The 26,210-nt window shown below is 67.6% G+C and carries 21 protein-coding genes and 1 pseudogene; 8 read left to right on the plus strand and 14 right to left on the minus strand.

What is annotated here, in order from left to right:
- Positions 1-20: 20 nt before the first annotated feature.
- The 5 genes from HWX62_RS24860 to HWX62_RS24880 all read left to right on the plus strand — a co-directional run bounded on the left by HWX62_RS24860 (position 21) and on the right by HWX62_RS24880 (position 5,052).
- Positions 21-1,070 carry a C45 family peptidase gene (locus HWX62_RS24860; protein WP_175928237.1) on the plus strand — a complete coding sequence of 350 codons (1,050 nt, stop codon included), beginning with the start codon at positions 21-23 and terminating at the stop codon, positions 1,068-1,070.
- Positions 1,071-1,085: 15 nt separating this feature from the next.
- On the plus strand, positions 1,086-2,420 hold the full coding sequence (locus tag HWX62_RS24865; protein ID WP_175928238.1) for an aspartate aminotransferase family protein: 1,335 nt from the start codon (positions 1,086-1,088) through the stop codon (positions 2,418-2,420).
- A 25-nt stretch (positions 2,421-2,445) separates the two neighbouring features.
- A complete protein-coding gene (locus tag HWX62_RS24870; RefSeq protein WP_175928239.1) occupies positions 2,446-3,000 on the plus strand; it encodes a carboxymuconolactone decarboxylase family protein in 555 nt (184 codons plus the stop codon).
- 207 nt (positions 3,001-3,207) lie between these two features.
- On the plus strand, positions 3,208-4,107 hold the full coding sequence (lpxO, locus tag HWX62_RS24875; RefSeq protein WP_175928240.1) for a lipid A hydroxylase LpxO: 900 nt from the start codon (positions 3,208-3,210) through the stop codon (positions 4,105-4,107).
- A gap of 168 nt (positions 4,108-4,275) precedes the next feature.
- Positions 4,276-5,052: an extensin gene (locus HWX62_RS24880; RefSeq protein ID WP_175928241.1), complete on the plus strand. Its 777-nt coding sequence runs from the start codon at positions 4,276-4,278 to the stop codon at positions 5,050-5,052.
- Between the two features lie 94 nt (positions 5,053-5,146).
- Here HWX62_RS24880 and ahpF read toward each other — a convergent pair whose 3' ends face one another.
- The 4 genes and pseudogenes from ahpF to HWX62_RS24900 all read right to left on the minus strand — a co-directional run bounded on the left by ahpF (position 5,147) and on the right by HWX62_RS24900 (position 8,776).
- The gene (gene ahpF / locus HWX62_RS24885) at positions 5,147-6,745 is read right to left on the minus strand and encodes an alkyl hydroperoxide reductase subunit F (RefSeq protein WP_175928242.1); all 1,599 of its coding nucleotides are present in this window, start codon (positions 6,743-6,745) and stop codon (positions 5,147-5,149) included.
- Positions 6,746-6,868: 123 nt separating this feature from the next.
- Positions 6,869-7,432, minus strand: coding sequence for an alkyl hydroperoxide reductase subunit C (gene ahpC / locus HWX62_RS24890; protein WP_011547973.1), 564 nt, complete (start codon positions 7,430-7,432; stop codon positions 6,869-6,871).
- 230 nt (positions 7,433-7,662) lie between these two features.
- A pseudogene (locus HWX62_RS24895) lies at positions 7,663-7,866 on the minus strand (PIN domain-containing protein); the annotation flags it as partial.
- A 13-nt stretch (positions 7,867-7,879) separates the two neighbouring features.
- Positions 7,880-8,776, minus strand: coding sequence for a LysR substrate-binding domain-containing protein (locus HWX62_RS24900; RefSeq protein WP_175928243.1), 897 nt, complete (start codon positions 8,774-8,776; stop codon positions 7,880-7,882).
- Positions 8,777-8,954: 178 nt separating this feature from the next.
- Between HWX62_RS24900 and HWX62_RS24905 the strand changes: the two genes are divergently transcribed.
- Genes HWX62_RS24905 through HWX62_RS24915 form a run of 3 tightly spaced genes read left to right on the plus strand, consistent with a single transcriptional unit; the run spans position 8,955 to position 11,911 of the window.
- Positions 8,955-10,121: a branched-chain amino acid ABC transporter substrate-binding protein gene (locus tag HWX62_RS24905; protein WP_175928244.1), complete on the plus strand. Its 1,167-nt coding sequence runs from the start codon at positions 8,955-8,957 to the stop codon at positions 10,119-10,121.
- 25 nt (positions 10,122-10,146) lie between these two features.
- Positions 10,147-10,668, plus strand: a complete 522-nt coding sequence (locus HWX62_RS24910; RefSeq protein ID WP_175928245.1) for an L-2-amino-thiazoline-4-carboxylic acid hydrolase — start codon at positions 10,147-10,149, stop codon at positions 10,666-10,668.
- Complete coding sequence (locus HWX62_RS24915) at positions 10,661-11,911, plus strand: Zn-dependent hydrolase (RefSeq protein WP_175928246.1); 1,251 nt, start codon at positions 10,661-10,663, stop codon at positions 11,909-11,911. Before HWX62_RS24910 ends, HWX62_RS24915 begins: the two co-directional genes overlap by 8 nt.
- Positions 11,912-11,984: 73 nt before the next feature.
- Here HWX62_RS24915 and HWX62_RS24920 read toward each other — a convergent pair whose 3' ends face one another.
- From HWX62_RS24920 to HWX62_RS24965, 10 genes are all read right to left on the minus strand, one after another.
- Positions 11,985-12,821: a cytochrome c gene (locus tag HWX62_RS24920; protein WP_175928247.1), complete on the minus strand. Its 837-nt coding sequence runs from the start codon at positions 12,819-12,821 to the stop codon at positions 11,985-11,987.
- A 280-nt stretch (positions 12,822-13,101) separates the two neighbouring features.
- Positions 13,102-14,370, minus strand: a complete 1,269-nt coding sequence (locus tag HWX62_RS24925) for a hypothetical protein (protein WP_175928248.1) — start codon at positions 14,368-14,370, stop codon at positions 13,102-13,104.
- On the minus strand, positions 14,367-16,190 hold the full coding sequence (glmS, locus tag HWX62_RS24930; RefSeq protein WP_175928249.1) for a glutamine--fructose-6-phosphate transaminase (isomerizing): 1,824 nt from the start codon (positions 16,188-16,190) through the stop codon (positions 14,367-14,369). Before glmS ends, HWX62_RS24925 begins: the two co-directional genes overlap by 4 nt.
- A gap of 118 nt (positions 16,191-16,308) precedes the next feature.
- A complete protein-coding gene (locus tag HWX62_RS24935) occupies positions 16,309-16,797 on the minus strand; it encodes a Biofilm PGA synthesis auxiliary protein PgaD (RefSeq protein WP_175928250.1) in 489 nt (162 codons plus the stop codon).
- Positions 16,775-18,046, minus strand: a complete 1,272-nt coding sequence (gene pgaC, locus HWX62_RS24940; RefSeq protein WP_175928251.1) for a poly-beta-1,6-N-acetyl-D-glucosamine synthase — start codon at positions 18,044-18,046, stop codon at positions 16,775-16,777. Before pgaC ends, HWX62_RS24935 begins: the two co-directional genes overlap by 23 nt.
- Positions 18,043-20,136 (minus strand): poly-beta-1,6-N-acetyl-D-glucosamine N-deacetylase PgaB, encoded by a 2,094-nt coding sequence (pgaB, locus tag HWX62_RS24945; RefSeq protein WP_175928733.1) that lies wholly within the window; start codon positions 20,134-20,136, stop codon positions 18,043-18,045. The genes pgaC and pgaB overlap by 4 nt, the downstream gene beginning before the upstream one ends.
- An 18-nt stretch (positions 20,137-20,154) precedes the next feature.
- The gene (gene pgaA, locus HWX62_RS24950) at positions 20,155-22,806 is read right to left on the minus strand and encodes a poly-beta-1,6 N-acetyl-D-glucosamine export porin PgaA (RefSeq protein WP_175928252.1); all 2,652 of its coding nucleotides are present in this window, start codon (positions 22,804-22,806) and stop codon (positions 20,155-20,157) included.
- 105 nt (positions 22,807-22,911) lie between these two features.
- On the minus strand, positions 22,912-23,658 hold the full coding sequence (locus HWX62_RS24955; RefSeq protein ID WP_175928253.1) for a hypothetical protein: 747 nt from the start codon (positions 23,656-23,658) through the stop codon (positions 22,912-22,914).
- 61 nt (positions 23,659-23,719) lie between these two features.
- The gene (locus HWX62_RS24960) at positions 23,720-24,145 is read right to left on the minus strand and encodes a hypothetical protein (protein WP_175928254.1); all 426 of its coding nucleotides are present in this window, start codon (positions 24,143-24,145) and stop codon (positions 23,720-23,722) included.
- A gap of 633 nt (positions 24,146-24,778) precedes the next feature.
- Positions 24,779-25,774, minus strand: a complete 996-nt coding sequence (locus tag HWX62_RS24965; RefSeq protein WP_175928255.1) for a LysR substrate-binding domain-containing protein — start codon at positions 25,772-25,774, stop codon at positions 24,779-24,781.
- Between the last annotated feature and the right edge of the window lie 436 nt (positions 25,775-26,210).

The following is a 26,210-nucleotide window of genomic DNA, read 5'->3' on the forward strand; positions in this document are numbered from 1 at the left end:
CTGGAACCGAACCCTCCGACATGCCGCTTTCCCTTTCCCCCGTCATCGCCGGCACGCCGTTCGACATCGGCGTGCGCCTCGGCGAGCTCGCCCGCCCGGTATTCGACGCGTACATGCAGCAGAGCCGCGCATGGCAGGCCGTGCGCCGCTGGCGCGGCCATCCGTTCGTCGATGCGCTGCGGCAGGCCGCGCTGGCCGCGTACCCCGATCTCGTCGCGGAACTGGACGGGATCGCGGCAGGCATCGGCTGGCCGGCCGAGGACATCTTCCTGTGGAACTGCCGCGGCGAGCTGATCCACAACGCGCCGGACGGCTGCACGACGCTTGCCGCGCGCGATGCGAACGGCACGCGCTGGATCGCGCACAACGAGGACGGCGATCCGTACCTGCGCGAACGCTGCCTGCTCGTCGACGTGCAGCCGGCGGGCAAGCCGGGCTTCATCAGTTTCTACTATCCCGGCTCGCTGCCGGGCCATACGTTCGCCGCGAACCGCGCGGGCATCGCGCAGGCGATCAACAACCTGCGGATCCGCACGCCGGCGCCCGGCGTGCCGCGCATGATTCTCGCGCGCGCCGTGCTCGACGCGACGTCGCTCGACGCGGCGGCCGACGTGCTGCGATCGCATGCGCGCGCGAGCGGCTTTCATCACACGATCGGCGCGACCGGCGATGCGCGAGTGCTCAGCATCGAGGCGAGCGTCGCGCGCTGTTCGATCGTCGACGTCGCGCGGCTGGCCGGGCACGCGAATCATCTCGTGCATGCCGGTTGCGACGCGGAAGCACAGATCGTCACGCAGTCGTCGGCCGACCGCCAGCGCCGCATCGATGCGCTGACGCCCGGTATCGACACGATCGACGCAGCCGCGCTGCTGAGCGTGCTCGGCGATCGCGCGCCGGAAGGGCTGCCGATCTATCGCGACGATCCTGCCGATCCCGACGACGAGAACACGCTCGCGACCGCGGTGTTCGAGATTCATGACACCGCGATCGACTTCACCGTTCATCAACACGGCACGCCGCGCTTCGCGACGCGTATCGTGCCGTCCGGACGCGCGCCCCGCGCATCCTGATCCATGAGGCCACGCATGACGACCGTTTTCCATCGCGCCCCGCGCGCCACCTTGCCCGTCGCCGTCGCAGGCGACGGCATCGAGATCATCGATTCGACCGGCAAACGCTATATCGACGCGTGCGGCGGCGCGGCCGTATCGTGTCTCGGCCACAGCAACCAGCGCGTGATCGACGCGATCAAGCGGCAGGCGCAGCAATTGCCTTACGCGCATACGTCGTTCTTCACGACCGACGTGGCCGAGGAACTGGCCGACCGGCTCGTCGACGGCGCGCCGGCCGGGCTCGACCACGTGTATTTCGTGTCGGGCGGCTCCGAGGCGATCGAGGCCGCGCTGAAGCTCGCGCGCCAGTATTTCGTCGAGAAGGGCGAGCCGCAGCGCCGTCATTTCATCGCCCGGCGCCAGAGCTATCACGGCAACACGCTCGGCGCGCTCGCGATCGGCGGCAACGCATGGCGGCGCGAGCCGTTCCTGCCGCTGCTGATCGAAGCGCACCACGTGAGCCCGTGCTATGCGTACCGCGATCAGCTTGCCGGTGAAACCGACGAAGCGTACGCGCAGCGCCTCGCCGACGAGCTCGAACGGAAGATCGTCGAACTCGGCGCGGAAAACGTCGCGGCGTTCGTGGCGGAAACGGTGGTGGGCGCGACGGCCGGCGCGGTGCCGCCGGTGCGCACCTACCTGAAGAAGATTCGCGCGGTGTGCGACAAGTACGGCGTGCTGCTGATCCTCGACGAGATCATGTCGGGGATGGGGCGCACGGGCTACCTGTATGCGTGCGACGAAGACGGCGTCGCGCCCGATCTGCTGACGATCGCGAAAGGGCTCGGCGCGGGCTACCAGCCGATCGGCGCGACGCTGGTGAGCGAGCACATCTATCGCACGATCGTCGACGGCTCGGGCTTCTTCCAGCACGGTCACACCTACCTCGGCCACGCGACTGCCTGCGCGGCCGCGCTCGAAGTGCAGCGCGTGATCGCCGAAGACAAGCTGCTCGACAACGTGAAGGCGCGCGGCGAGCAACTGCGTGCGTCGTTGCGCGAGCACTACCGCGCACATCCGCATGTCGGCGACGTGCGCGGCCGCGGGCTGTTCGTCGGCATCGAACTCGTGCGCGATCGCGACACCAAGGCGACGTTCGACCCCGCGCTGAAACTGCATGCGGCGGTCAAGCGCGAAGCGATGCAGCGCGGCTTGATGGTGTATCCGATGGGCGGCACGATCGACGGCGTGCACGGCGATCACATCCTGGTCGCGCCGCCGTTCGTGTGCACCGCGCAGCAGATCGACACGATCGTCGAGCGGCTGTCCGGTGCGATCGGCGCGGCGCTCGCGTCGGCCGGCGCTTGAATCCCGACCTCACTCCCTTCTCACCATGACGGACAGACTGCCTCCTTTCGATCCCGCATCGGCCACCGACGAACAGAAGGCCGTGCTCGCCGACATTCTCAGCGGCCCGCGCGGCAACCTGAACGGGCCGTTCCTCGGCTGGATCGCGAGCCCGGAGCTGGCCCAGCACGCGCAGAAGCTCGGCGCGTTCTGCCGCTATCGCACGGGGCTGCCGCTGCGCCTGTCGGAGCTCGCGATTCTCGTGACGGCCGCGCGCTGGCGCTCGCAGGCCGAGTGGCACATCCATCATCCGATCGCGCTCGACGCCGGCGTGCCGGCCGCGACGGCCGACGCGATCCGGCTCGGCGTCGCGCCCGCCTTCGAATCGGACGACGACGCGCTGATCCATGCATTCGCCACCGAGCTTTACGACACGCGCCGCGTGAGCGATGCGACGTTCGCGCGGGCGCGGGCGCGCTTCGGCCACGAGACCGTGGTGAACCTCGTCGCGCTGCTCGGCTATTACGCGCTCGTCGCGATGACGCTCAACACGTTCGATATGCGCGCGGACGGACAAACTGATTTGCCGTTTCCGGAATAATCGCCGCCGGCGCGTGCGTCGGCGGCAGGTCGCACGCGCGTCCGGATTGCCCGAAAAGCCCGTTTGCGCGGGCTTGTCGGCGTTTCGGCGCGGATCGACCGACCCTCTCGACACGTCGTGACAGGCACGCCGCAGGATCTCGCCGTCAGAGCAGGAAATTTTCCCCGTACCTAGAATTCCGGCAAACAGCTTACGGGGGAAATATCGATGCGCTGGGTCCTGTTGATCGTGTTCATTGCGTGTGTCGTGTACACGCATCGGCGCGGCAAGGTTCGGCACCCGTTGTTCAGGCAACTCTCCGACCACTCGACCTTCACCGCACCGCTGAACTGCTTTTCGTACGCGTTCTCGTCGGTGCCGACCACGCCGTTTCTCGACCCGGATCATTTTCCGGAACTCGCGGTGCTGCAGCGCGAATGGCGCACGTTCCGCAGCGAAGCGCTCGCGCTGCGCGACGCGAGCCGGATCAAGGCGTCGGGCGAGTACAACGACATCGGTTTCAATTCGTTCTTTCGCCACGGCTGGAAGCGCTTCTACCTGAAGTGGTACGACGCGCCGCATCCGTCCGCGCGGGCATTGTGTCCGCGCTCGGTCGAGATCCTGTCGCGGATTCCGTCGATCAAGGCGGCGATGTTCGCGCAGTTGCCGCCGGGCGGGAAGCTCGGGCTGCATCGCGATCCGTATGCGGGTTCGCTGCGCTACCACCTCGGGCTCGATACGCCGAACGACGACGCGTGCCGGATCGTCGTCGACGGCGAATCGTATGCATGGCGCGACGGCGAGGCCGTGATGTTCGACGAGACGTACCTGCACTGGGCCGAAAACCGGACCGCGCACGATCGCGTGATCCTGTTCTGCGACATCGATCGCCCGATGAAATATCGCTGGGCGCAGCGCGTCAACGATGCGTTCGGGCAACTGCTGATGCGCGCGGCCGCGTCGCCGAACGAAACGGGCGATCGCACGGGCGGGCTCAATCGTGCGTTCAGATACCTGTATGCGATTCGCCGTGCCGGCAAGCGCCTGAAGGCGTGGAATCGCACCGTGTACTACATCGTCAAGTGGCTGCTGTTCGGCGGAATCGCGGTCGCGATCTTCTGCATCTGACCGACGAGGGCGGGCGGCCTTTTTCTCGTCTGACGATAGTGCGGCGCGATATCGCACCGCGCCGGCGGCCTTCGCCGTCAGCAATGCAACGAAATGTATTCGTACGGGATCGGCGGACGCTGGCCGGGTATGATGGCTTGTTCACGTGGACAGGATCGGTGAGCAAGCATGACGAGTACCCGTAAAACCATGATGATCGCCGGCGGGCTCCTGGTCGCCGCGGCCGGCTCCGCATACGTGATGCTGCTGCGCGCGGACCACCGCGCGATCGAGGACGCCGGCATCGGCGATTCGGCCGCGCCTGCCGCCGCGGCGCCCGCGGGCAACGGTCACGCGGTGCAGGGTGCGATCGCGCCGTCGGCGCCGGCCGCCGCGACCGCAACGAAGCAGGCGGCTGCCGCTGCGCCCGCACCCACGCCCGCACCGGCCGCGACCGCGCGCGCCGGCACCGTACCGGCGGCCGCTCCCCCCGTTCCAGTGGTCAGCGACAAGCCGCAACCGGTGACGAAGCCGGCCGCGCCGCCGCCGAAGGTCAACGTCGTGACGGTGGATGCACAGGGTTCGACCCCGCCGACACCGACGCCGGCCGTCAAACCCGCTCAGCCGGCTGCGCCTGCGCAGGTCACGCACCGCGCGCCGCGCAAGCGCGACGGGCTCGAACGCCACGCAGCCGCCGCGCCGGCCGCGACGAAATCCGAAACGCCGGAGACGGCCGCGCTCGTCAGGGAATCGGCGAAGCTCGATCCGTCGCTGCCGCCGCCGTCGATGTCGTCGATGCCGCCGATGTCGGCGAGCACCGGTTCGTATCGGCAGGGAAGTGCGTCGTCCGGCGCGAATCCGGTGGCGGCCGCGATGACCGAACAACTGGTCAGGCAGTCGAGCAGTTTCAAGCCGACGGCGCCTGCGCCCGTGCCGGCAGACGGCGGCCCGACCGCGACCAAGTAAGCATCGCGTCGTCTGCATAAAAAGGGCCCCGCACGCCGACCAAGGCATGCGGGGCCAAGAGAGACAAACGGTGATGCCGGCGGGCCGACGTCCGTCAGGCGGCGACCGCTTCTTCGGCCTGCGGCTGCGCGGTTGCCACCGGCGCCACGTCTTGCCGGATCAGGTGGTCGAACGCGCCGAGCGACGCCTTCGCGCCTTCGCCGACCGCGATCACGATCTGCTTGAACGGCACCGTCGTCACGTCGCCGGCCGCGAACACGCCCGGCACCGACGTCGCGCCGCGCGCATCGACGACGATCTCGCCGTGCTTCGACAGCTCGACCGTGCCTTTCAGCCATTCGGTGTTCGGCACGAGGCCGATCTGCACGAACACGCCTTCGAGATCGATGCGCTGCGTGTCGCCCGAGCGCAGATCCTTGTAGACGAGCCCGTTCAGCTTGCTGCCGTCGCCGGTCAGCTCGGTCGTCTGCGCCTGCGTGACGATCGTCACGTTCGGCAGGCTGCGCAGCTTGCGCTGCAGTACTTCGTCCGCGCGCAGTTGCGCGCCGTATTCGATCAGCGTGACTTCCTTCACGATACCGGCGAGGTCGATCGCGGCCTCGACGCCCGAGTTGCCGCCGCCGACCACCGCGACACGCTTGCCCTTGAACAGCGGGCCGTCGCAGTGCGGGCAGTACGCGACCCCGCGGTTGCGGTATTCGCGCTCGCCCGGCACGTTGATTTCGCGCCAGCGTGCGCCGGTCGCGAGGATGATCGTCTTCGCCTTCAGCACCGCGCCGTTCGCGAGGCGGATCTGGTGCACGTCGCCCGGAATCAGCGCGTCGGCGCGCTGCACGTCCATGATGTCGACGTCGTACTGCTTCACGTGCTGCTCGAGCGCGGTCGCGAACTTCGGTCCTTCGGTTTCCTGCACCGACACGAAGTTCTCGATCGCCATCGTGTCCAGCACCTGGCCGCCGAAACGCTCGGCGACGACTCCCGTCACGATGCCCTTGCGTGCCGAGTAGATTGCCGCGGCCGCGCCGGCAGGGCCGCCGCCGACGATCAGCGTGTCGAATACCGGCTTGTTCTCGAGCGACTTCGCCGCGCGTTCGCCGGCGCCCGTATCGAGCTTCGCGAGGATTTCCTTCACGCTGCTGCGGCCCTGGCCGAACGACGCGCCGTTCAGGAACATCGTCGGCACGGCCATGATCTGGCGCGACTCGACTTCGTCCTGGAACAGCGCACCGTCGATCGCGACGTGGCGGATGCGCGGGTTGATCAGCGACATCACGTTCAGCGCCTGCACGACTTCCGGGCAGTTCTGGCACGACAGCGAGAAATACGTTTCGAATGCGTAGTCGCCGTCGAGCGCGCGGATCTGTTCGATCACGTCGTCGTCGAGCTTGATCGGATGGCCGCCCGTCTGCAGCAGCGCGAGCACGAGCGACGTGAATTCATGGCCCATCGGGATGCCGGCGAAGCGGATGCCGGCCGGCTTGCCGGGCTCGCCGATCGAGAACGATGGCTTGCGCTCGGCGTCGTCGCGGCGTTCGGTCACGGTCACGCGATCCGTCAGCGACGCAATCTCGTTCAGCAGCGCCAGCAGTTCCTGCGATTTCGCGCTGTCGTCGAGCGAGGCGACGAGTTCGATCGGGCGCGTGATCTTGTCGAGGTACGCTTTGAGTTGGTTCTTGAGATTGGCGTCGAGCATGGCGTTTCGGATTCCGTATTGATCATTCTGGTCGGGCACGTCGTGCCGGAGGAGGGCGCGGGCCGCGCGAGGCGGCCCGTGGCGATGCTTGTCGCGCGCCTCGTGCGAGGCGCGCGGCGATCGTCAGATCTTGCCGATCAGGTCGAGCGACGGGGTCAGCGTTTCCGCGCCCGGCGTCCACTTGGCCGGGCACACTTCACCCGGGTGCGCGGCGATGTATTGCGCGGCCTGCACCTTGCGCAGCAGTTCGCCTGCGTCGCGGCCGATGCCGTTGTCGTGGATTTCGCACAGCTTGATCTCGCCTTCCGGGTTGATCACGAACGTGCCGCGCAGCGCCATCCCTTCTTCCTCGATCAGCACGTCGAAGTTGCGCGACAGCGTGAGCGTCGGGTCGCCGACCAGCGGGTACTTGATCTTGGCGATCGTGTCCGACGTGTCGTGCCATGCCTTGTGCGTGAAGTGCGTGTCGGTCGACACGCCGTAGATTTCGACACCCAGCTTCTGGAATTCCGCGTAACGGTCGGCGAGGTCGCCCAGTTCGGTCGGGCACACGAACGTGAAGTCGGCCGGGTAGAACACGACGACGGACCACTTGCCCTTGAAGTTCTCTTCCGAGACGGGCACGAATTCGCCGTTGTGGTAAGCGGTTGCCTTGAACGGCTTGATTTGGGTGTTGATGATCGGCATCTGGACAATTCCTTTTCGTCAGGGGTGAGTGGAGTGTTGCCAGTATCCGGGTTCACCCCGAGCTTGTGAAATTGCTTGTTTCAATCCGCGGCATCGGGATTTTCTATCTGCTTCCGGCCCTTGATTGGTAGGCGGGGAGGGCGGCGGACATCGACGCGGGCGGCACCCCGCTCGGCATGAGCGCGGCCGGGGGATGTGCCGGGAAGGCGTATGCGCTCGCGTACGCCGGCTTAGATCTGATACGGCACGCGAACGCCGGGTTCGGAGGCGGGAAAGTCCTTCGTGTTGCGCGACACGAGCAGCAGACCGTTCACTTGCGCCGATGCCCACACGATTGCGTCGGGCAGGCGTATCCGGCGGTCCTTGCGAATCGTCGCGGCGCGATTGGCAACCGTGCTGTCGAGTGCGATGACATCGAACGACGCGAGCCATGCCATGGGGCCCCGCTCAAATCCCCGCCATCTTCCGCAACCACGCCGCCAGCCGCCTGGCCCCGTCCGGCATGTCCGCGTCCTCGCGCGTGCACAGGTAGTAGTCGCGCCCGTCGTCGAGCGCGTGATCGAACAGTTTCACGAGCTCGCCGTTCGCCAGTTCGCGCTGCACCAGCGGCGCGCGCAGCAGCGCGGCGCCGAGATCCGCGCGGGCGGCGCTCAGCGTGAGCTGGCCATCCTCGAACATCGGCCCGACCGCGTGCGACACGTGCCGCACGCCGGCGCCCTGCAGCCAGTTGACCCACGTGCTGCGATCCTCGTCGTGCACGAGCGGCGCGCGCGCGAGATCGGCCGGCGTGCGGAACGGCCCGTGACGCTTCAGGAACGACGGGCTGCACATCGGCACCATCGCGCCCGGCAGCAGCCGCTCGCAGCGATAGCCGGGCCAGTCGCCGGTGCCGAAGCGGATCGACAGGTCCGACGCATCGCTTCGATAGTTGCGGTGATGCGCGTACAGCACCGTGACGTCGACATCGGTGTTGTCGGCCAGGAACGCGTGCAGCCGGGGAATGAACCAGCCGATGCCGAGCAGCGGAATCAGGCTGACGGTGATCTGTCGCAGCGACGAACGGTCGCGCACGAAGCGCGTCGCGCTGCGCAGCACCGAGAACGCCGCGCTGATCGACCGGTAGTAGTCGCGTCCTTCGTCGGTGAGCGCGAGCAGCCGGCCTTCGCGCACGGTCAGCGGCGTCTGGATGAACGCTTCGAGCAGTTGCAGCTGATGGCTGACCGCCGACGGCGTGATGTCGAGCTCGGCCGCCGCCGCGGTGACCGAGCCCAGACGCGCAAACGCTTCGAACGCACGCACCGCGCGCAGCGGCGGATCGTGCGGCAATTGTTCGATATTTTTCATGTGTCAAATTTTATCGAAAAGTCAGGGTAAGCGGCAACATGAAAATATTCTTTATTTACAGCTGCATAGGGTAATGTGACGGGAACGGCATAAGCATCCAACCATTGGGTATTTGGGGTTTGGATGCTGAATATTTAATATTTTTCATGTTTTTGATCCGACTGACCGATCCCCGCACATGAAAATCGCTTTCCTCTCCGCCAGCGTCGCCTTCTCGGCGGTCGCCCTCGTCGCTTCCGTTCCCGCATTCGCGCAGTCCGCTCCACAGACGGTCCTGATCGGTCTCGCCGCGCCGCTCACCGGCCCGTCCGCGCGGATCGGCAAGGACTTGCAGAACGGCGCGCAACTCGCGATCGACGACGCGAACGCGAAGCATCCGACCATCGGCGGCAAGCCGGTCGTCTACCAGCTCGTCGCGGCCGACGACCAGTCCGACCCGCGCACGGCCGTCGCGGTCGCGCAGCAACTCGTCGACCGGCACGTGATCGGCGTCGTCGGTCACTGGAACACGGGCTGCAGCGTGCCGGCGTCGCGCGTGTACCGCGATGCGGGCATTCCGCAGATCGCGCCGGCCTCCACCGGCCATCAATACACGCAGCAGGGCTACGCGACGGCGTTTCGCATCATGGGTCACGACGATGCGGGCGGCCACTTCACCGGTGCGTACGCGGTGAAGACGCTGAAGGCGAAGCGCATCGCGGTGATCGACGATCGCACGTCGTTCGGCGCGGGGCTGGCCGACCAGTTCATCAAGGGCGTGCAGGCGAACGGCGGCACGATCGTCGATCGCCAGTACGTGAACGACAAGACGACCGACTTCAGCGGCGTGCTGACCGCGATCAAGGGCAAGCGCGCGGATCTCGTGTTCTTCGGCGGCCTCGACGCGCAGGCCGCGCCGATCGCGCGCCGGATGCGCCAGCTCGGCGTGAACGCGCCGCTGCTCGGCGCGGGCGGCTTCGTGAGCCAGACCTTCCTGTCGCTCGCCGGCAAGGACGGCGACGGCGTGGCGGCGCTCGAACCGGGCCTGCCGCTCGACCGGATGCCGGGCGGCAAGGCATTCGACACGCAATACCGGGCGCGCTTTCACGCGCCGATCGAGCTGCATGCGCCGTTCGCGTACGACGCGGCCGCCACGCTGATCGCGGCCGCGCAGAAGGCCGGCACGACGCAACCGGCGAAGCTGGTCTCGGCCGTTCGTGCGGTCGACCGGCCCGGCGTGACGGGGCGTATCGCGTTCGACGCCGAAGGCAACCTGAAGGATCCGGCCTTCACGATCTACCAGGTGCGCGGCGGCAAGTGGGCCGTCGTCGACGTGCTCGGCGGCGCGCGCACCGCAACGAAGTAACGACAAAACCACCCAGACGATCCCCATGACAGAAGCGAACCAGACATCCGCCGCCGCCGAGGACACGCGCCTCGGAATCCTCGCGCGGCGCCGCATCGAAGCGGAAATCATCAAGCCGATCTACGAGATCATGAAGCGCGAGTTCGGCGCCGAGCGCGCGCAGGCCGTGATCGCGGAAGCCGTGCGCGGCGCGGCCGTCGACGCGGGGCGAACGTTCGCCGCGCAGGAGCCGGGCGGCACGAGCGTGAAGTCGTTCATCGCGCTGCAGGTGCTGTGGGAGAAGGACGATGCGCTCGACGTCGAGGTGCGGCGCGCGGACGACGCGCACTACGACTACGACGTGCATCGCTGCCGCTACGCGGAGATGTATCACGCGATGGGGCTCGGCGAGATCGGGCACCTGCTGAGCTGCGCGCGCGACAGCCATTTCATCCAGGGTTATGCGCCGGACATCGCGCTCACGCGCACGAGCACGATCATGCAGGGCGGCACGCGCTGCGATTTCCGCTATGCGCTGCAACGCGCGCCGGAGAACGGCGATGCATGACGCTACCGTGGCCATGCCGCGTGTCGACGGCGATCGTCTGTGGGCGTCGCTCGAACGGATGGCGCAGATCGGCGCGACGCCGAAGGGCGGCGTCTGCCGTCTCGCGCTGACCGATCTCGACCGCGAGTCGCGCGACCTGTTCGTGCAGTGGGCGCGCGACGCCGGCTGCACGGTGCGGGTCGACCGGATGGGCAACGTGTTCGCGCGCCGCGCAGGCCGCAAGCCCGATGCCGCACCGGTGATGACGGGCTCGCACGCCGACTCTCAGCCGACCGGCGGCCGCTACGACGGCATCTACGGCGTGCTCGGCGGGCTCGAGGTCGTGCGCGCGCTGAACGATGCGGGTATCGAGACCGAGCGCCCGATCGACGTCGTGATCTGGACCAACGAGGAGGGCTCGCGCTTCGCGCCGGCGATGGTGTCGGCCGGCGTGTTCTCGGGCGTCTATACGCTCGAATACGGGCTGTCGCGCACCGACGGCGCGGGCCGGACGATCGGCGAGGAGCTCGAACGGATCGGCTATGCGGGCGCGGAGCCGGTCGGCGGCTATCCGGTGCACGCCGCGTACGAACTGCATATCGAGCAGGGCGCGATTCTCGAACGGGCCGGCAAGACGATCGGCGTCGTGACGGCCGGGCAGGGGCAGCGCTGGTACGAGGTGACGCTCACCGGTGTCGACGCGCACGCGGGCACGACGCCGATGGCGTTCCGCCGCGATGCGCTGGTCGGCGCCGCGCGGATGATCTCGTTCATCGAAGTGCTCGGCCGCCGTTACGCACCGGATGCGCGCGCAACGGTCGGGATGATCGAGGCGCGGCCGAACTCGCGCAACACGGTGCCCGGCGGCTGCTTCTTCACGGTCGAATTCCGTCATCCCGACGATGCGGTGCTCGACGAACTGGACGCGGCGCTGCGCGTGGAACTCGCGCGCGTGGCCGATGAAACCGGCCTCGGCGCACGGATCGAGCAGATTTTCACGTATGCGCCGGTGCCGTTCGCGCCGCGCTGCATCGACGCGGTGCGCGACGCGGCCCGGGCGCTCGGGCTGTCGCACATGGATATCGTGTCCGGCGCGGGCCATGATGCCTGCTATGTCGCGCGCGTCGCGCCGACCGGCATGATCTTCGTGCCGTGCGTCGACGGGCTGAGCCACAACGAGGCCGAAACGATCACGCCCGAATGGGCGACGGCCGGCGCCGACGTGCTGTTGCGCGCGGTGCTGCAGAGCGCGCAGGAAGCGTGAGCGCGACGGGCGCGGCCGCGGGCCTGCGCGGGCGCGCCCGGCCGCGCCGGTTCTGTGTCGCCTGTATGTTCCGTTACTTCTCCGCCTTGCGCCGCGCCCTATACGCGAGATACGCGACGATCTGGTCGAGTTCGCGGTCGCTCAGCTGATCGGGCGGAAACGCCGGCATGCTGCGGCCCGGCCAGTCGCGCACCGACGCCGGGTTGCGGATGTAGCGGCGCAGCGCGGTGGGCTGGAAGTAGTCGACCGGGTTCATCGGCGTGTTCAGGTCGGGGCCGGCGTGGCTGCTGCCCGCGCCGTCGATGCGGTGGCACGCGAGACACTGCGTGACGAACAGGCGCTGGCCCGCGCGCGCCGGATCGTTCGCGGCCACTGCGGCGTCGACGGCGAGCGACGGCCAGCGCGCGAGCGGCGACGATTCGATCGTGATGCGCACGATCTGGTACGGCCACTGTTCGCCGCGCACCGACGACGCGTCCGGCCCGAGCCAGACGAGATAGAACGGCCCCGCGCTGACCTGCTTGCCGGGCAGCTTCGGCCACGGATGGGCCGGATCCTCGATCGCGAGCCACGGGATCGCGCCGGCCGGCGCGCGGCGGCGCACGAGATCGAGCGGCAGCTGCGCGGCGAAACCGTCGGCCGCGCGCGTTTCGAGCACGCCGTCGGCCGGTAGCGGCGTATCGCCGAGCAGCGCGGCGAACGGCACCGCGCGGAACGTCATCGGCCGGCCGTATGCGATGTCGCGCGGCACGTGGATGTCGGCCGCATCGGCGCGCGCGAGCAGCGTCTGGCGGGCGAGGGCGCGGCTCGTGCCGTCGGTGTCGAGTTCGAGCGTGGACTGGGCCGACACGCGTTGCCCGAGCAGGCAAACCGTCAGCAGCACGAGCGAAAACCACTGGCGCTTCAGCATTCGTTCTCCGGGAAGGGGCGTTCCGGCGGCGGCAAGGGGCGGGACGCCGCGGCCGATGGAAGGAATCGGGCGACAGTCTATCCGGTACGGGCGGCGCTGGCGAATCCGACGAGGAAAGGTGAGGCGGCCGTGATTGAACGGGTCGCGACGGCGGGCCCGGCTAACGGGCGCCGGATGGGCGAGGTGCTTTCGCCGCGCCGTCCGGACGGCGAAGGCGAAGGGTACGGGCGCGACACGGTCTGCTCGCGCTCGCGACGTTGCGCGACCGGGCCGGCCGCCGTCAGCGACGCGAACACGTCGCTTCGTTCTTCGGCATCGGCGTGCCGCGCTCCGGTTCGAAATCGGCTTCACGCAACCCCGACGGCGTCAGCGACACGAAATGCATCGCCGTGCCGCGCGCCGGGAAGCCGGCGATGCCGGTCGAGCCCCACGGAACCGGCGAGCGCTGCACGCCGCTCACCGTCATGTCCGCCGGCGCAAGCGCAAGCGTCAGCAGCCGCCCGTCGCGGGTCGGCACATAGGCATGCGTGCCGGCGACGCCGATGTCCGATTCGCGCACGGACGCGGGCAGGCAATCGAGCGTCGCCGTGCGGCGGCCGTCCGGCGCGATCAGCATCGCGACGCCGCGATCGTCCGCCGTCGTCGTGACGACGAGGAAACGGTCGATCTCCGGCACATAGGCAGCCGAATACACGTAGTACTGGATCGCGTCGTTCAGCGTTCCGCGTTTGTCCAGTTTCGCGCTGACCGGGTCGAACATCGCGTATTCGAGCGTCGCATCCGTGCTGCCGTCGATGAATTTCTGCCACACGAGCAGCGCGTTGCGCGGCGAGCCCGCGATCACGGGCCACCACTCGCGGCGGCGCGGCGCGACCGCGACGCGGTTCAGCACGCGCCCGGCCGCGTCGTAGGTTTTCAGGTAGACGCCGTTGCCGCTGCCGAGGTTGTCGACCCCGCCGCCGTTGACCCAGTCGGCCGAGTAGAACACGACGAAGCGGTCGGCGACCGTCGCGACATGCCCCGAATGGCCGCCCGATTCGACGTCGTTCGGGTAGGGCTTGATCGGCTTCAGGTCGCGGCGGTAGACGCCGTAGCGCTGGCTGACTTCCTGCGGCGTGTTCCAGCCGTCCTCGAACGTGACGAAGATGTCGCCGCGCGCGTTCTGCGCGATCGATACCGGCTCCTGCGCCTCGGGGCGGCTGATGAACGTGCGGACGTGCTGCACGCGCGGCTCGCCGGGCAACCATTCGCCGACGTACACGTCGTGCGGCCAGCTGCCGCCGCGCCGCGCGCCGCGCGGCACGATGCCCGAGCTGCTGAAGAACACCCAGCGTTTGCCGTTGCCGGCGTCGGCCACGCCGATGCCATGCATGAAGCGCCGCGGGTCGCCGGTGTCCTGCGGCGCCGGGGCGCCCGACACGGTGACCGTATGCACGACCGGCGCGCCGGCACAGGCCGGCGGCGACGCCGTGCCGATGCCGCCCGCGCCGCAGAGCGCCGCGGCGGCCAGCCGCACGAGCGCCTGTACCGGGCGCGTTCGTCGCATCATTCGACGGTCACCGATTTCGCGAGGTTGCGCGGCTTGTCGACGTCGGCGCCGCGCGCGCAGCCGACGTGATACGCGAGCAGTTGCAGCGGGATCACGTTGACGATCGGCGACAGCAGGTCGCCCGATTCGCGTACGCGGATCAGGTGCGTGTCGCGATCGGCGTCGATCTCGAGCTGATTGCCGGCCAGCACGTAGAGCCGCCCGCCGCGCGCACGCACCTCGGCCATGTTCGACTTCAGCTTCTGGAACAGGCGGTCGTCCGGCGCGATCGTGACCACCGGCATCGCGCTCGTGACGAGCGCGAGCGGCCCGTGCTTCAGCTCGCCGGCCGCATAGCCTTCCGCATGGATGTACGACACCTCCTTGAGCTTCAACGCACCTTCCATCGCGATCGGGAAATGGATCCCGCGGCCGAGGAACAGCGCGTTCTCGGTGCGGGCGAACTTCGCGGCCCAGCCCATGATCTGCGTCTCCAGCGCGAGCGCGTGGCCGATGCGCTCGGGCAGCGCGCGCAACTGCTTCAGGTGCGTCGCGACTTGCGCGGCATCGAGCCGGCCGCGCAGTTGCGCGAGCGTCAGCGTCAGCACGAACAGCGCGACGAGCTGCGTGGTGAACGCCTTGGTCGACGCGACGCCGAGCTCGATGCCGGCCCGCGTCAGGAACCGCAGCGGCGCATTGCGCGCGATCGTGCTGGTCGCGACGTTGCAGATCGCCATCGACAGTTCCTGGCCCATCGCACGCGCCTGCTCGATCGCGCCGATGGTGTCGGCCGTTTCGCCCGACTGCGAGATGCCGACGACGAGCGTGCGCGGATCGGCCACCGTGTCGCGGTAGCGGAATTCGCTGGCGATCTCGACCTGCGCGGGCACGCCCGCGATGCTTTCGAGCCAGTATTTGGCGGTCAGGCCCGCGTAGTAGCTGGTGCCGCAGCCGAGCAGCAGCACGCTTCTCACGCGCGACAGCAGCGCGCGCGTGCCTTCCGTCGCGTCGAACAGCGCCGGCGAGATCGTGTCGATGCCGTCGAGCGTGCTATCGATTGCCTTCGGCTGCTCGAAGATCTCCTTCTGCATGAAGTGCTGGTACGGGCCGAGCGCGGCGTCGTCCGCGCGCGCCTTCACTTCGCACAACGGGCGCCGGGCTTCCTGTCCGCCCGCGTCGACCACGGCGATGCGATCCGGCGTGATCAGCGCGACGTCGCCGTCCTCCAGGTACACGAAGCGGTCGGTCAGGTCGCTGAGCGCCGCGCAGTCGGACGCGAGGTAGTTCTGCTCGGCGCCGATGCCGATCACGAGCGGCGAGCCGGCGCGCGCGGCGACGAGGCGCTGCGGTTCGCGTGCGCTGAGCACCGCGATCGCGTACGCGCCGTGCAGCCGTTTGACGGCGCGCACGACCGCGTCGAACAGGTCGTCGCGATAGAGGCTGTGGATCAGGTGCGCGATGACTTCGGTATCGGTCTGCCCGCGAAACGTATAGCCGCGTTCGCGCAGCTCGACGCGCAGCGTGTCGTGGTTCTCGATGATCCCGTTGTGCACGACGGCGATCGTGTCGCCCGACATGATCGGGTGCGCGTTCATTTCGGATGGCGCGCCGTGCGTCGCCCAGCGCGTATGCGCGATGCAGGTCTGCGCTTCGAGACCGAGCGTCAGCACGCGATCCTGCAGGTCCGTCACGCGTCGCAGCGTGCGTTCGCTGCGCAGGCGGCCGTCGCCCTGCACGGCGATGCCGCACGAATCGTAGCCGCGATATTCGAGCCGGCTCAACGCATTGACCAGTTGCGGCACCTGATTGTTCAGGCCGCTTGCTCCGACGATTCCGCACATGATTCACCTCGTCTCCAGGAAGTTGCCGGCTGACGCGCGACGCGCGCCAGCACGATGTCGGGAGCGATGCCACGTCGCGCGGCAGGCGTCGCGCGCGGCGCGGCATGTCTCCGGCGAGTTATTCGCGGGGCTGCGGCCCGGCATGCGCGACCCATTCGATGCCCGAAATCGACCCGTTCGCATCGTGCGACGCGACGAGAATGCGCGTCGTGCGCCGCGCGCCGCGGCGGCGGGCGCTCGCGATCGCGGTCGGCGGCACGGAGCGCACCTTCACGCTGGCCGAGCGCCGCAGCATCTTCGACACGCGCAACCGGTATGCGAGCGGATGCACGACGCGTCCCGCGATCAGCCACATGACGATCGTGCCGGCGATCAGCGCGATGCTCGTCACGTAGAACACGATCTGCTCGATCGGCATCTCGGCCTCGTTGAACGGCAGCAGGTAGCGGTACGTGTAGATGCAGATCGATGCCCAGACACCGCCGACCAGCGCGGGCCGCACGAGGCGGAACCATGCGACGAGCACGGGCCCGACGATGCTGCCGCGTTCGGCGATCAGGTCGCGCGGGGCGCGCAGGGAAAGGTCAATAATCGGCGCGTTCTTCATGTTGAATGCCTCGGTCGGGACTGACCCAAACGGCGCGCTTGCCGCGGCCCCGCAGCACGACGGCGGGCAGGGCGACGACGGTGGTGATCATGCTGATCAGCCAGAACGCGACGGGGTACCAGATGGTGTCAAGGAAGTACATCAGGAGTTTTTCGTCGTAACGACGATCGATCATGCTGCCGATGATCAGCTGCAGGATGCAGGTCGCGACCAGCAGCATCCCGTGCCAGTGCGGCACCACGGATACATGCCAGTTCGGCGGAAGCGGGTAGACGACGTCGATCAGCGCGAGCAGCAGGATGAACGACATCGAGTACGCCCACGCGATGCCGATCAGGTATTCGGCGAACAGCGGCCACATCATCATCTGCGTGGGCCGCATCAGCGTGCCCGCGTACTTGAGCAGCACCTGGATGCCGCCCTTCGACCAGCGCAGCCGCTGCCGGTAGAGCCCCTTGACCGTCTCCGGCATCAGGATCCAGCTGAGCGCGTGCGGCTCGTACACGACGCGCCAGTCGCGGCACTGCAGCTTCCAGCTGATGTCGATGTCCTCGGTCAGCATGTCCGAGCTCCAGTAGCCGACGTCGGCGAGCGCGGTCTTGCGGAACATCGTGATCACGCCCGACACCGTGAAGATGCGGCCGTACACCTGCTGCGTGCGCTTGATCAGCCCGACGATTGACGAAAACTCGCCGACCTGCATGCGGCCGAGCAGCGACGTGCGCGTACGGATACGCGGGTTGCCGGTCACCGCGCCCACGCCCGGGTCGGTCAGGAAATGTTCGAGCATCCAGCCGATCGCGTCGTGCGCGAGCAGCGCGTCGCCGTCGATGCAGAGCAGGTACTCCGCGTTCGACACGGCCGCCGCGGTCGTGAGCCCGACCGCCTTGCCTTCGTTGCGCGCGTGATGGATCACGAGCAGCCGGGGGATCTCGACGGCCAGCTCGTTGAGGATTTCGCCGGTACGGTCCTTGCTGCCGTCGTTGACCGCGATGATGTCGTAGTTCGGATACTGCATGCCGTTCAGGTGGCCGATCACGCTGCGCGCGTTCGCGGCTTCGTTGAAGCACGGCACGACGATCGAGACCTTCGGGATGCCGCTCGACGCGATCGTGCGCGTCGACAGCTCGCGGCCCTCTTCGAGCAGGAAGTAGTGCACGACGCCGCCGATCATCCACAGATACGACATGAAGAACGGATAGTAGAAGACGAAATCCTGCAGGCGCTGGATGAGGCTGTGGGTGGTCATGGCGTCTTGGTTCCCTGCGATTGCTGCATCTGCATCAGCGCGTTGATCGAGGTGGGATCGAGGCGCGACTTCAGCGACATCACGTCGCGCATCGCGTCGAGCTCCGGCTGGCCGTTCAGGAAGTTGTCGGGGTAGTAGCCGAAATTCACCGCGCCTTCGCTGCGCAGCCGCCGCATCTGCGCGAGCAGCGTGCTGGCCGGCACCGCCTTCTGTCCGTGCCAGTCGTATGACTGCAGTTCGAACACGGTGCGCTGCAGCCCGCGCTGCTTCGTGCGCACCGCCTTCACGAGCTGGTCGAGCCAGCCTTGCGGATCCTTCGCCTGTTCCATGTACGGCATCGCCATCAGCGCGACGTAGTCGTAGGCCGCGAGGAAATCGTCGTAGTTCTGCGCGTACCACGCTTCCGACTCGGGCTTGAGCACCGGCATCGCGAAGAGGTTGCGCGCGGTCAGCACGTCGCCGACGTTCTGGTGGGCCAGCACGATCTGCTCGAGCTGCCGGGTCATGTCGATCAGGTGGCGCGTTTTCTGGCGCGTCCAGCGTTTCATCAGGTCGGGGTTCTCGCGGATCTTGCCGACGTCGGCCGGCAGGCCCCATTGCGAATAGGTGCGCAGCGCATGCCGGCTCGCGTCCTCGTAGTCGTCGAGCACGGCGTCGTCGCTGAACAGGATGCCGCTGAACGACGCGTGCTTGCTGAGATCCTCGTAGATCTGCTGGATCATCAGCCGCGCATCGGGATCGAACGGGCTCAGCCGGAACACCCGCGTGCCGTTCTCGCGGGCCGGCGCGCCGCCGAACGCGCTCACGGCTTCGAGCGAGCGGAGCTTGTCGGCCGGCGGCCGGAACGCGAGCACCGGCATCCACGCGTACACCTGCACGTTGGAGCGCGTGTTGAGCTGCCACGCGGCACGCGAGAACAGGTCGGAGCGCATCGGCAGGTGCCGGTTCGGGAAATACACCGCTTCGGCCACGCCCGTGCCCTTCGGGTCCGCATACGCCTGCAGGTACACGGATTTGGGCTGCATCCGGTAGATGCGCTCGATCAGCTTGCCGAGATTCGCTTCCTGCCGCGCGGGATCGGGATCGTAGACCTGGTCGAGATCGACCTGCACGGTGCGCTCCGGCACGTCGACGTCGCCGCGGTTGGCCGCCGGCTCGCGCATCGAGCGCTCGAACCCGCCGATATCGACGTCGTACATCATCAGGATCCGTCTCAGCCGGTCGAGCGGCACGTCGGGCGTATTCGGGCCGGCATCGAGACTGAACTGGATGTCCATGCCGAGCGACGTCGAGATCTGGCGCACCGGCTGATTTTCCGCGCCGTATGGCCACACCATCGAACGCGCCACGATACCCGTGCGTTCCTTGATTTGCCGCACGCACGTCTGCAAGTCGTCGTGCACGCGTGCGTGGAACTCGGCGTCGGTTTCGTAGCGCTTCTGGTCCTTCAGGTAAAGATGCGACGTGGTCGCCGGCAACTCGTTGCCTTGCGGGTTCGCGACCGCGCCATGATGGAGATTGTGGGTGTGGCAGCCGAGCTCGACGAATTCCGACTGGCCGAGCTTCTTCACCTCGTCCCACGACAGGAAGTAGTCGCGCGGCACCTGCACCTTGTCGCTGATGCGGATCGGCGTATCGGGCGGCGTATCGATCCACGCGGTGACGAGGCCCATCACGGCCGGATACTTGAAGCGCTCGAGCAGCGGCAGCACCTTCGTGTAGTGGCTGCGGAAGCCGTCGTCGAACGTGAGCAGGACCGAACGCGGCGGCAGCGGCTTGCCGCCGCGGCGCGACTCCTCGATCTGCTTGACCGTGATGGTGTGGTAGTTGTTGGTCTGCAGCCACGAGAAGATCGCGGTCAGCGTGCCGGTATCGACCGCGAACGGATCGATTATCGCGGTCGGCGACGAAAACGACGCCATCAGGTTGTCGCGCACGTCGTGCATGCAGATCACGCGAAACGTCTTGCCGTCGGCCGGATCGGACGGCGGCAGCAGGTCGATCATCCTGGCGTGGGTCACGCCAGGGAACAGCGAACAGGCGGCAAACGTGCCGAGGCATCCGCACATGAAGGTCCGTCTGGATTGCAGCATTACGCCATCTCCTTGCTAAAACGGCAGGTTGACCGACAGGAAGCCGGTTTCCGAGCGCTCGCGCTGGCCGTCGTACGCGTGGCTGCTGACCTCGACGCCGTAGCTCAGCGTGATGTCGTGCTTGAACGTCCACGCGTGCTCGAGGCGCGCGCTCCACAGCGGGCTGGTGCCGAAGCCGCGCTCGTTGTACGCGCCGCCCGATACCGACACGCGCTGCTGCAGCCCCGTGTCGCCCTTCTTCCACAGCGTCAGCTGGTGCATGACGGTCGCGGCGGCCGCATAGTCGCGACCGGGGCTGAAGTAGGGCGCGTCGTGACGCGTGTTGCTGTCGGTACCGAGATTCAGCGAGACGTTGACGAGCTGGTTCGCGGACGTGTACACGCGCTGCGTCGCCGTCGCCGCGATCTCCTGGTGCAGGTTCGAATCGCTGTAGCGGCTCACGCCGTAGCTCAGCTTGACTTCGCGCCGGTCGTTCTGGCGATACACGACCTCGACGTTCGCGGAGCGGCCCCAGATGTGCGCGGCATACGCCTTCCACGGCAGCGAGTTGTCGTTGGTGTCGAGCCCGGCGCTGACGGTCCAGTAGTCGTTCAGTGCGTACGCGATCGTCCCGCGGCCGCCGGTTCGGCCGTCTCCGCCGAGCGAGCGCGTGACCTCGCCCAGCACGGTGAGCGGCCCGTGCCGGTAGTCGCCGCCGATGCCCGTGCGTGTGCGGCTGACGCTGCCGCCGTCGGTTTGCGCATGGCCGTAGAACGTATGCGCGAAGACCCGCCAGTTGTCGCCGAACGGTTGCGAGTAGATGTAGCTGTCCGACGTGAAGCTGTTGTCGGCCAGCGCGCTGTTGCCGTGCTCGAAACTCACGTCGGTCGTGAACACCGGGCTGCGATAGGCCTTGTAGTCGCGCTTGAAGCCGCGCACGGCGCCGCTGTCCGGGAACGTGTTGCCCAGCGTCTGGTCGACGGTCTTCGCGGTCGCGTAGTCGTCCGCCGTCAGCGACGCGCGGCCGAGGCCCGCGAGCATCTCGACGCTGTCCGGGTGATCGGTCAGCGAGGCGCGATACATCGAGATCGCCTGGCGCGGATGCGACTGGCCCGACACTGCATCGGCGTGCGCGGCGCGGATCTCCGCGTTGAACGGCACCTCCTTCTCGAGTTGTTCGAGGGCGGCGATCCCCTGGTCGACGTGACCCGTGAAGATCAGGTACTGCGCGCGCAGCCGGTAGTAGCGCAGATAGTCGCTTTCTCCGGGGCCGACGTTGGTCACCTGCTTGACCGGCGGCAGCGACTTCTCCATGTCGTCGAGCACCTGCTTCGCCTGCGGCGCACGCCCCTGGTCGACGTACGACCAGAACAGTCCTTCGCGCAGCTCGATCGGCTGCGTGCGGGCGCCGTACTGGAAGCCGCGGGTCGCGCGATCCGTCGGCGACGCGGTGGCCTGCTTCAGCGCACGCGCGTACACGGCGTTCGCCTTGACCGGCTCGCCCAGGTACAGGTACGCGTCGCCGACGGCCGCCAGTGCGTCGATCGAGATTTCCGCGTTGGACGGAATCGTCTCGAACGTCGCGACGGCCGTCTTCATGTCGCCGCGTGCCGCAAGGGCGACGACCCGGTCGCCCGCGAGTGCGGTGCGGACCGGGGTGTACTCGGGGGTGGGCGGTATCCGCTTGTCGAGGTCGTCCGCCGCACGCAGGGCGCTGTCGATTCCGTCGAAGCGGTCCGAACTCGTCATCGAACGCGACTTGTCGCGTCCGCCGCGCACCTGCTGGCGAATCGACAGCTCTTCCAGTTGCGCGATGTCGACGGCGGAGAACGCATCGGGCCGCGCCTTCGCTTCGTCGAGCGCCTTGACCGCGCCGCCGCTCGCCGCGAGGCCGAACACGTCGTTGCGCACCGTCGCGACGTCGGCCGTGCGGAGGTTCGGCGCCTGCGCATTCGGTGCCTGGACGTCGGGCCCTTGCGATCGCTGGATCGACTCGCCGGGGAGTTGCGCGCCGGGCGACTGTGAATTCGGTTGCTGGGGCGACGGCGGTTCGGCGTGGGGCGGCTGGGTCACGGGTGTCGGCGAATTCGGCATCGGCATGCCGGCTGCCTGCGCGGTGAGCGTCGGCGTGGCGGGCGTCGCTGCCGTAGCCGGCGGTGCGGCGGTCGCGGCCTGGGCGAGCTGCTGCGGCGCATCCGACGCTTGCGCGCGTGGCGCGGGCGTATCGGGCGGCGCGGTGTCGAATGCCTGCGCGAGCAGCATCGGTGCGGTCGACGCCTGCGCGGCCGGCGCAGGTGCATTCGACGACGTTGCGACCGGCACGGGGGCGCCCGGCTGCGCGGCATCGGGGTCCACCACGACCGTGGTCGGCATCGCCGGGTTCGGCGCCTGCGCGGCCTGCATCGACGCGTCCGAGGCCCGCGCGATCGGCGTCGGCGCAAGAGGCGGCTGCGTGCCCGAACCCTGGGCGGCCTGCATCGACGCACCCGTCGGTCGCAGGTCGGGCGGCAGCGTATCCGGCGCGCCGCGGGAGCCGGCGATTTCACCCGTACTGCGCGGTTCCGCGTCGCCTTCGGCGGCAAGGCACGAGCCGGACGCGACGAGCAGGCACAGCAGCGGCGCATGCAGGAGGATCCGCCGGTTCGGCGGAATGACGGTGGTGCATTGTTGGTGACGATTGTTGGCCACGGTGTCTCCTCACTTTGAAACGAACACATCGGTTGCGCGCCCGACGGCGCGCGTCGCCGGCCGTCGCCCCCGCCGGGCGGCGAGGCCCGGCGGCATCCGGCCGGTTCAGAGGCGGTTGCGGATCGCTTGTCCAAGCAGCGCGCGCGATTCGCTGTTCCTCGGGTCGATGGCGAGTGCACGGCTCGCGTTTTGCTCCACACAGCTCCATTCGTCGATCTGTGCGCACCAGCGCGCCTTGGCCAGCGCGCGGGCGCCTTCCAGCTCATCGTGCGTGACGCTCGCGGCTTCCATGTGCGAGGTACCGGCGATATACGATTGCGGTGGCTGTTTCGGCACGGGGTCGGGGTGTTTTCTCGCGCGCGCCAGCGCTTGCGAACGCGAGGTCCGATGCGCATCGCCGGGGCGCGCCGTGCGGCTGCCGGCCGACGCGGCGTGCGGGGCGGCTGCGAGCCTCGTCGGCGGCACATGCGCCGGGCGGTGTCTCGCGTCGGAGCGTGCCGCCGCTTGCGGCGGCACGGCCGGTTCGGCCACGGCAGACACGGCGGGCGCGGTCGATGCCGAGGGCGTTGCCGGCTGCGCTTGCGCGACCGTCGACGGCGAGCTGGCGGGTGCGGACGCGCCGCCGGTCGCGGCCACGATGAACTTGCGGTACTTGCCGACGGCGGTTCCGATCACGTCGGCGATATCGTGCGTCACGCTCGCATGGCCGACCCTCGCGTCTCGTTCGACGTACGCGAAGGCACCGAAGATCGCGGCAAAGGCGGCGACGCTGAGCGCCGCATTCTTTCCCGGACCCCACGAGGGTTTCGGCTGACGGGCGGGCGAGCCGTCCGGTCGTTCTGCACGGGTCATTCACAACTCCTTGATTCGATACGTTCTCCGGATGACGCGATCGGAGCGGGGCGTGCGACGTTCACCATCGCAACTGCGTCGTGAGCGTGCCCGTCTCGACGATCGCGAACTGGGTGGCTCCCTGATAGGTTCCTTCGACCCGGTAGCTCGCATCCGGCACGCTGAACAGGCAGCGCGATCCCGATGCGTTGAATTCGACGAGCACGCGCCCATGCCGGCGCAGGCGCACCTGCACGTTGGAGAGCGGCTGCCCGGTGCTCCCCGACAGGAACGACACGCCCAGGTTGTACGGGCGTCCGTCCGGGGGAAGGGGCGCGGTACCGTCGATCCGCGCGTCGCCGCAGATATACGAAATCACGTACCGGTCCGCCCCCGGGGCGGACGCCGGCGACGAGGCCGCCGGTGTCTGGGCCATGGCGTTCATGCAGAGCGTGGAAAGCACGGCGCTCAGGAAAGGGCGAGCATGCTGTCGAAGCGAAGGTGACATTGAAATCTCCCGTCCGGAATCGATGACGTGTATCGACTCCGAGTCGAATTTGCCAACGTTCTTTTTGCGACACGCTATTGATACACGATGGCTTTTGAACCAACAACCGCGTGTGGCCGGAATGGGACGGGGTGAAAGATCCTATTTAAATAGGATAAGGAAGGATTGATGAGGATTTCTTAATGCTGATGAAAGTCGATATTGCCGAACACGAAAATTGCTCGTCGGTAGCGATGATCGAGCACGCTTTGAGTCACGTAGGAGGTATCGACCTTCGTGCCGAAAAATAACGACTGATAAAAGAAACTATTGCGGCTGTATTCGAGGAGATTCGATGAAGATCGGAATACAGGTCGCGCATCGTGAAATGAGGGTGCGACGTTTTGGATTAATCCGGCTGTTACAGGTAAATGGAAACTTGTGTAACAAGGTATTTCTGTCTTAAAAATGGGGCTGAATATTCTTACTTAATGCGTAAAGCAGTAAAAAGTACGACATGAATTAGCAAACGTTTGCGTTTTATCGAAATCGATTACGGGGCGGTGCGGGATTTTACGGAGTCCGACGGGATTATCGATTGCTATCGAGAGAATGCGCGTGCGCGCCGTGGATGTTCACGGCGCGCACGCTGCGTCAACGGCTGCCGGCCGCGCTTCGCCGCGCGCTGCGCATCGCCGGTGCAGCCGCGTCGTCGGTGCCGAGCGCAGCGTCTGCGGCGGCGCGCGGCCGGTTCATGATGTAGGCCCACAGCTGCTCGGCCGCGAGCCCGCGCTTGCGCGCCGATCGATACAGGCGGATTTCGAGTTCGGTGATCCAGTCGCCGGTGCCCGCGCACACGAGCGTGCCGTCCGCGAGTTCCTTCGCGACGCAGCTTTCCGGCAGCCAGCCGATGCCGTGCCCGGCCATGACCATGCCTTTCAGCGCCTCGGACATGTGCGTCTCGAAACACCGGTGCAGCACATATGGCTCGGTCGCGTTCAGCAGCAGCATTTCGACGACATTGCCGAGAAAGGCGCCCGACGAATACGCGAGCAGCGGCAGCGGGGCATCGGGCGTGCCGGGCAGCCGGAACACCGGCCTGCCGAGCGCATCGGGTGTCGACACGGGCAGGATCCGCTCGACGCCGAGGCTGACGAACGGGAAGTGGTTCGGGTCGAGCACGATCGGCAACTGCGGATGGTGATAGCCGAGCAGCAGGTCGCATTCGCCTTCGACCAGTTGCTGCACGCCTTCCGGTACGTTCACCGCATTGACGCGGGCCGTCACGTGGCCGACCTCGCTGTTGAGCTGCTTCAGCCATTCGGGAAACAGCGTGAACACGAGCGTATGGGCGACGGCGAAACGCACGACCTGGTCGCTTGCCGCGAACTGGTCGTAGCCGTTCACGAGATTGCGCGCCGCATACATGCTGCGCAGGATGTCCGCGGCGAGCCCGCGGAACATCTGGCCGGCCGGCGTCAGCGCGATCGGGTTGATGCTCCGGTCCACCAGCTTCGCGTCCATCCAGGTTTCGAGGGCGGCGATTCGTCTGCTGAACGCCGACTGCGTCAGGTGCCGGTGACGCGCGGCCCGGGAAAAGCTCTTGGTATCCGCCAGGCTCAGGAAATCTTCAAGCCATTTTGCTTCCATTTCGATCTTCGCTTTTTATAGTCGGGCGCCTGAAAGGCGGCGCCGTCTGCTGCACCAACGTTCTAGCGTACCGCGCCTCGCGCCGCTTGGGCCGATGTTTTTTTTCGATGGGTGTCAGTCGAAATATGCATGGGCGTTGTCGGCGGGATTACGGCTGCATAGCGTTGAGGGGCCGGACCGGTTAACCGGACAGTTCATCGCGTCGGACTGTCCCGGCTGCCCGGACGGCACTTCCCCAAGGGCCGGCTGCGCCGTGTGCGTGCCGGCCCGCCCGCTCATGCCGGTGCCGGCCCCGTCGCTTTTGGTGCAGTGCAGATTGCACATCCGTGACACGCGGGGGAACTATGTTCGTCGGATGCGGCGCAGCATCGGCCGTGCGCGTCGGCGGCGCAGCGCGAGTGCATGTCGCATCGGCCATTGCACCGTTATGGTGCGA

Source organism: Burkholderia sp. BCC0506 (assembly GCF_902833145.1).
GTDB lineage: Bacteria > Pseudomonadota > Gammaproteobacteria > Burkholderiales > Burkholderiaceae > Burkholderia.

What these genes read in the sequence shown, in the direction of transcription:
- HWX62_RS24915 (WP_175928246.1), top strand. Translation starts at nt 10,661, where the DNA reads ATGCATGACGCTACCGTGGCCATGCCGCGTGTCGACGGCGATCGTCTG.
- HWX62_RS24960 (WP_175928254.1), bottom strand. Translation starts at nt 24,145, where the DNA reads ATGTCACCTTCGCTTCGACAGCATGCTCGCCCTTTCCTGAGCGCCGTG.
- lpxO (WP_175928240.1), top strand. Translation starts at nt 3,208, where the DNA reads ATGCGCTGGGTCCTGTTGATCGTGTTCATTGCGTGTGTCGTGTACACG.
- HWX62_RS24925 (WP_175928248.1), bottom strand. Translation starts at nt 14,370, where the DNA reads ATGATGCGACGAACGCGCCCGGTACAGGCGCTCGTGCGGCTGGCCGCC.
- ahpF (WP_175928242.1), bottom strand. Translation starts at nt 6,745, where the DNA reads ATGCTCGACGCCAATCTCAAGAACCAACTCAAAGCGTACCTCGACAAG.
- HWX62_RS24920 (WP_175928247.1), bottom strand. Translation starts at nt 12,821, where the DNA reads ATGCTGAAGCGCCAGTGGTTTTCGCTCGTGCTGCTGACGGTTTGCCTG.
- HWX62_RS24965 (WP_175928255.1), bottom strand. Translation starts at nt 25,774, where the DNA reads ATGGAAGCAAAATGGCTTGAAGATTTCCTGAGCCTGGCGGATACCAAG.
- HWX62_RS24905 (WP_175928244.1), top strand. Translation starts at nt 8,955, where the DNA reads ATGAAAATCGCTTTCCTCTCCGCCAGCGTCGCCTTCTCGGCGGTCGCC.
- glmS (WP_175928249.1), bottom strand. Translation starts at nt 16,190, where the DNA reads ATGTGCGGAATCGTCGGAGCAAGCGGCCTGAACAATCAGGTGCCGCAA.
- HWX62_RS24880 (WP_175928241.1), top strand. Translation starts at nt 4,276, where the DNA reads ATGACGAGTACCCGTAAAACCATGATGATCGCCGGCGGGCTCCTGGTC.
- HWX62_RS24900 (WP_175928243.1), bottom strand. Translation starts at nt 8,776, where the DNA reads ATGAAAAATATCGAACAATTGCCGCACGATCCGCCGCTGCGCGCGGTG.
- HWX62_RS24955 (WP_175928253.1), bottom strand. Translation starts at nt 23,658, where the DNA reads ATGACCCGTGCAGAACGACCGGACGGCTCGCCCGCCCGTCAGCCGAAA.
- ahpC (WP_011547973.1), bottom strand. Translation starts at nt 7,432, where the DNA reads ATGCCGATCATCAACACCCAAATCAAGCCGTTCAAGGCAACCGCTTAC.
- HWX62_RS24870 (WP_175928239.1), top strand. Translation starts at nt 2,446, where the DNA reads ATGACGGACAGACTGCCTCCTTTCGATCCCGCATCGGCCACCGACGAA.
- HWX62_RS24865 (WP_175928238.1), top strand. Translation starts at nt 1,086, where the DNA reads ATGACGACCGTTTTCCATCGCGCCCCGCGCGCCACCTTGCCCGTCGCC.
- HWX62_RS24910 (WP_175928245.1), top strand. Translation starts at nt 10,147, where the DNA reads ATGACAGAAGCGAACCAGACATCCGCCGCCGCCGAGGACACGCGCCTC.
- HWX62_RS24860 (WP_175928237.1), top strand. Translation starts at nt 21, where the DNA reads ATGCCGCTTTCCCTTTCCCCCGTCATCGCCGGCACGCCGTTCGACATC.
- HWX62_RS24935 (WP_175928250.1), bottom strand. Translation starts at nt 16,797, where the DNA reads ATGAAGAACGCGCCGATTATTGACCTTTCCCTGCGCGCCCCGCGCGAC.
- pgaC (WP_175928251.1), bottom strand. Translation starts at nt 18,046, where the DNA reads ATGACCACCCACAGCCTCATCCAGCGCCTGCAGGATTTCGTCTTCTAC.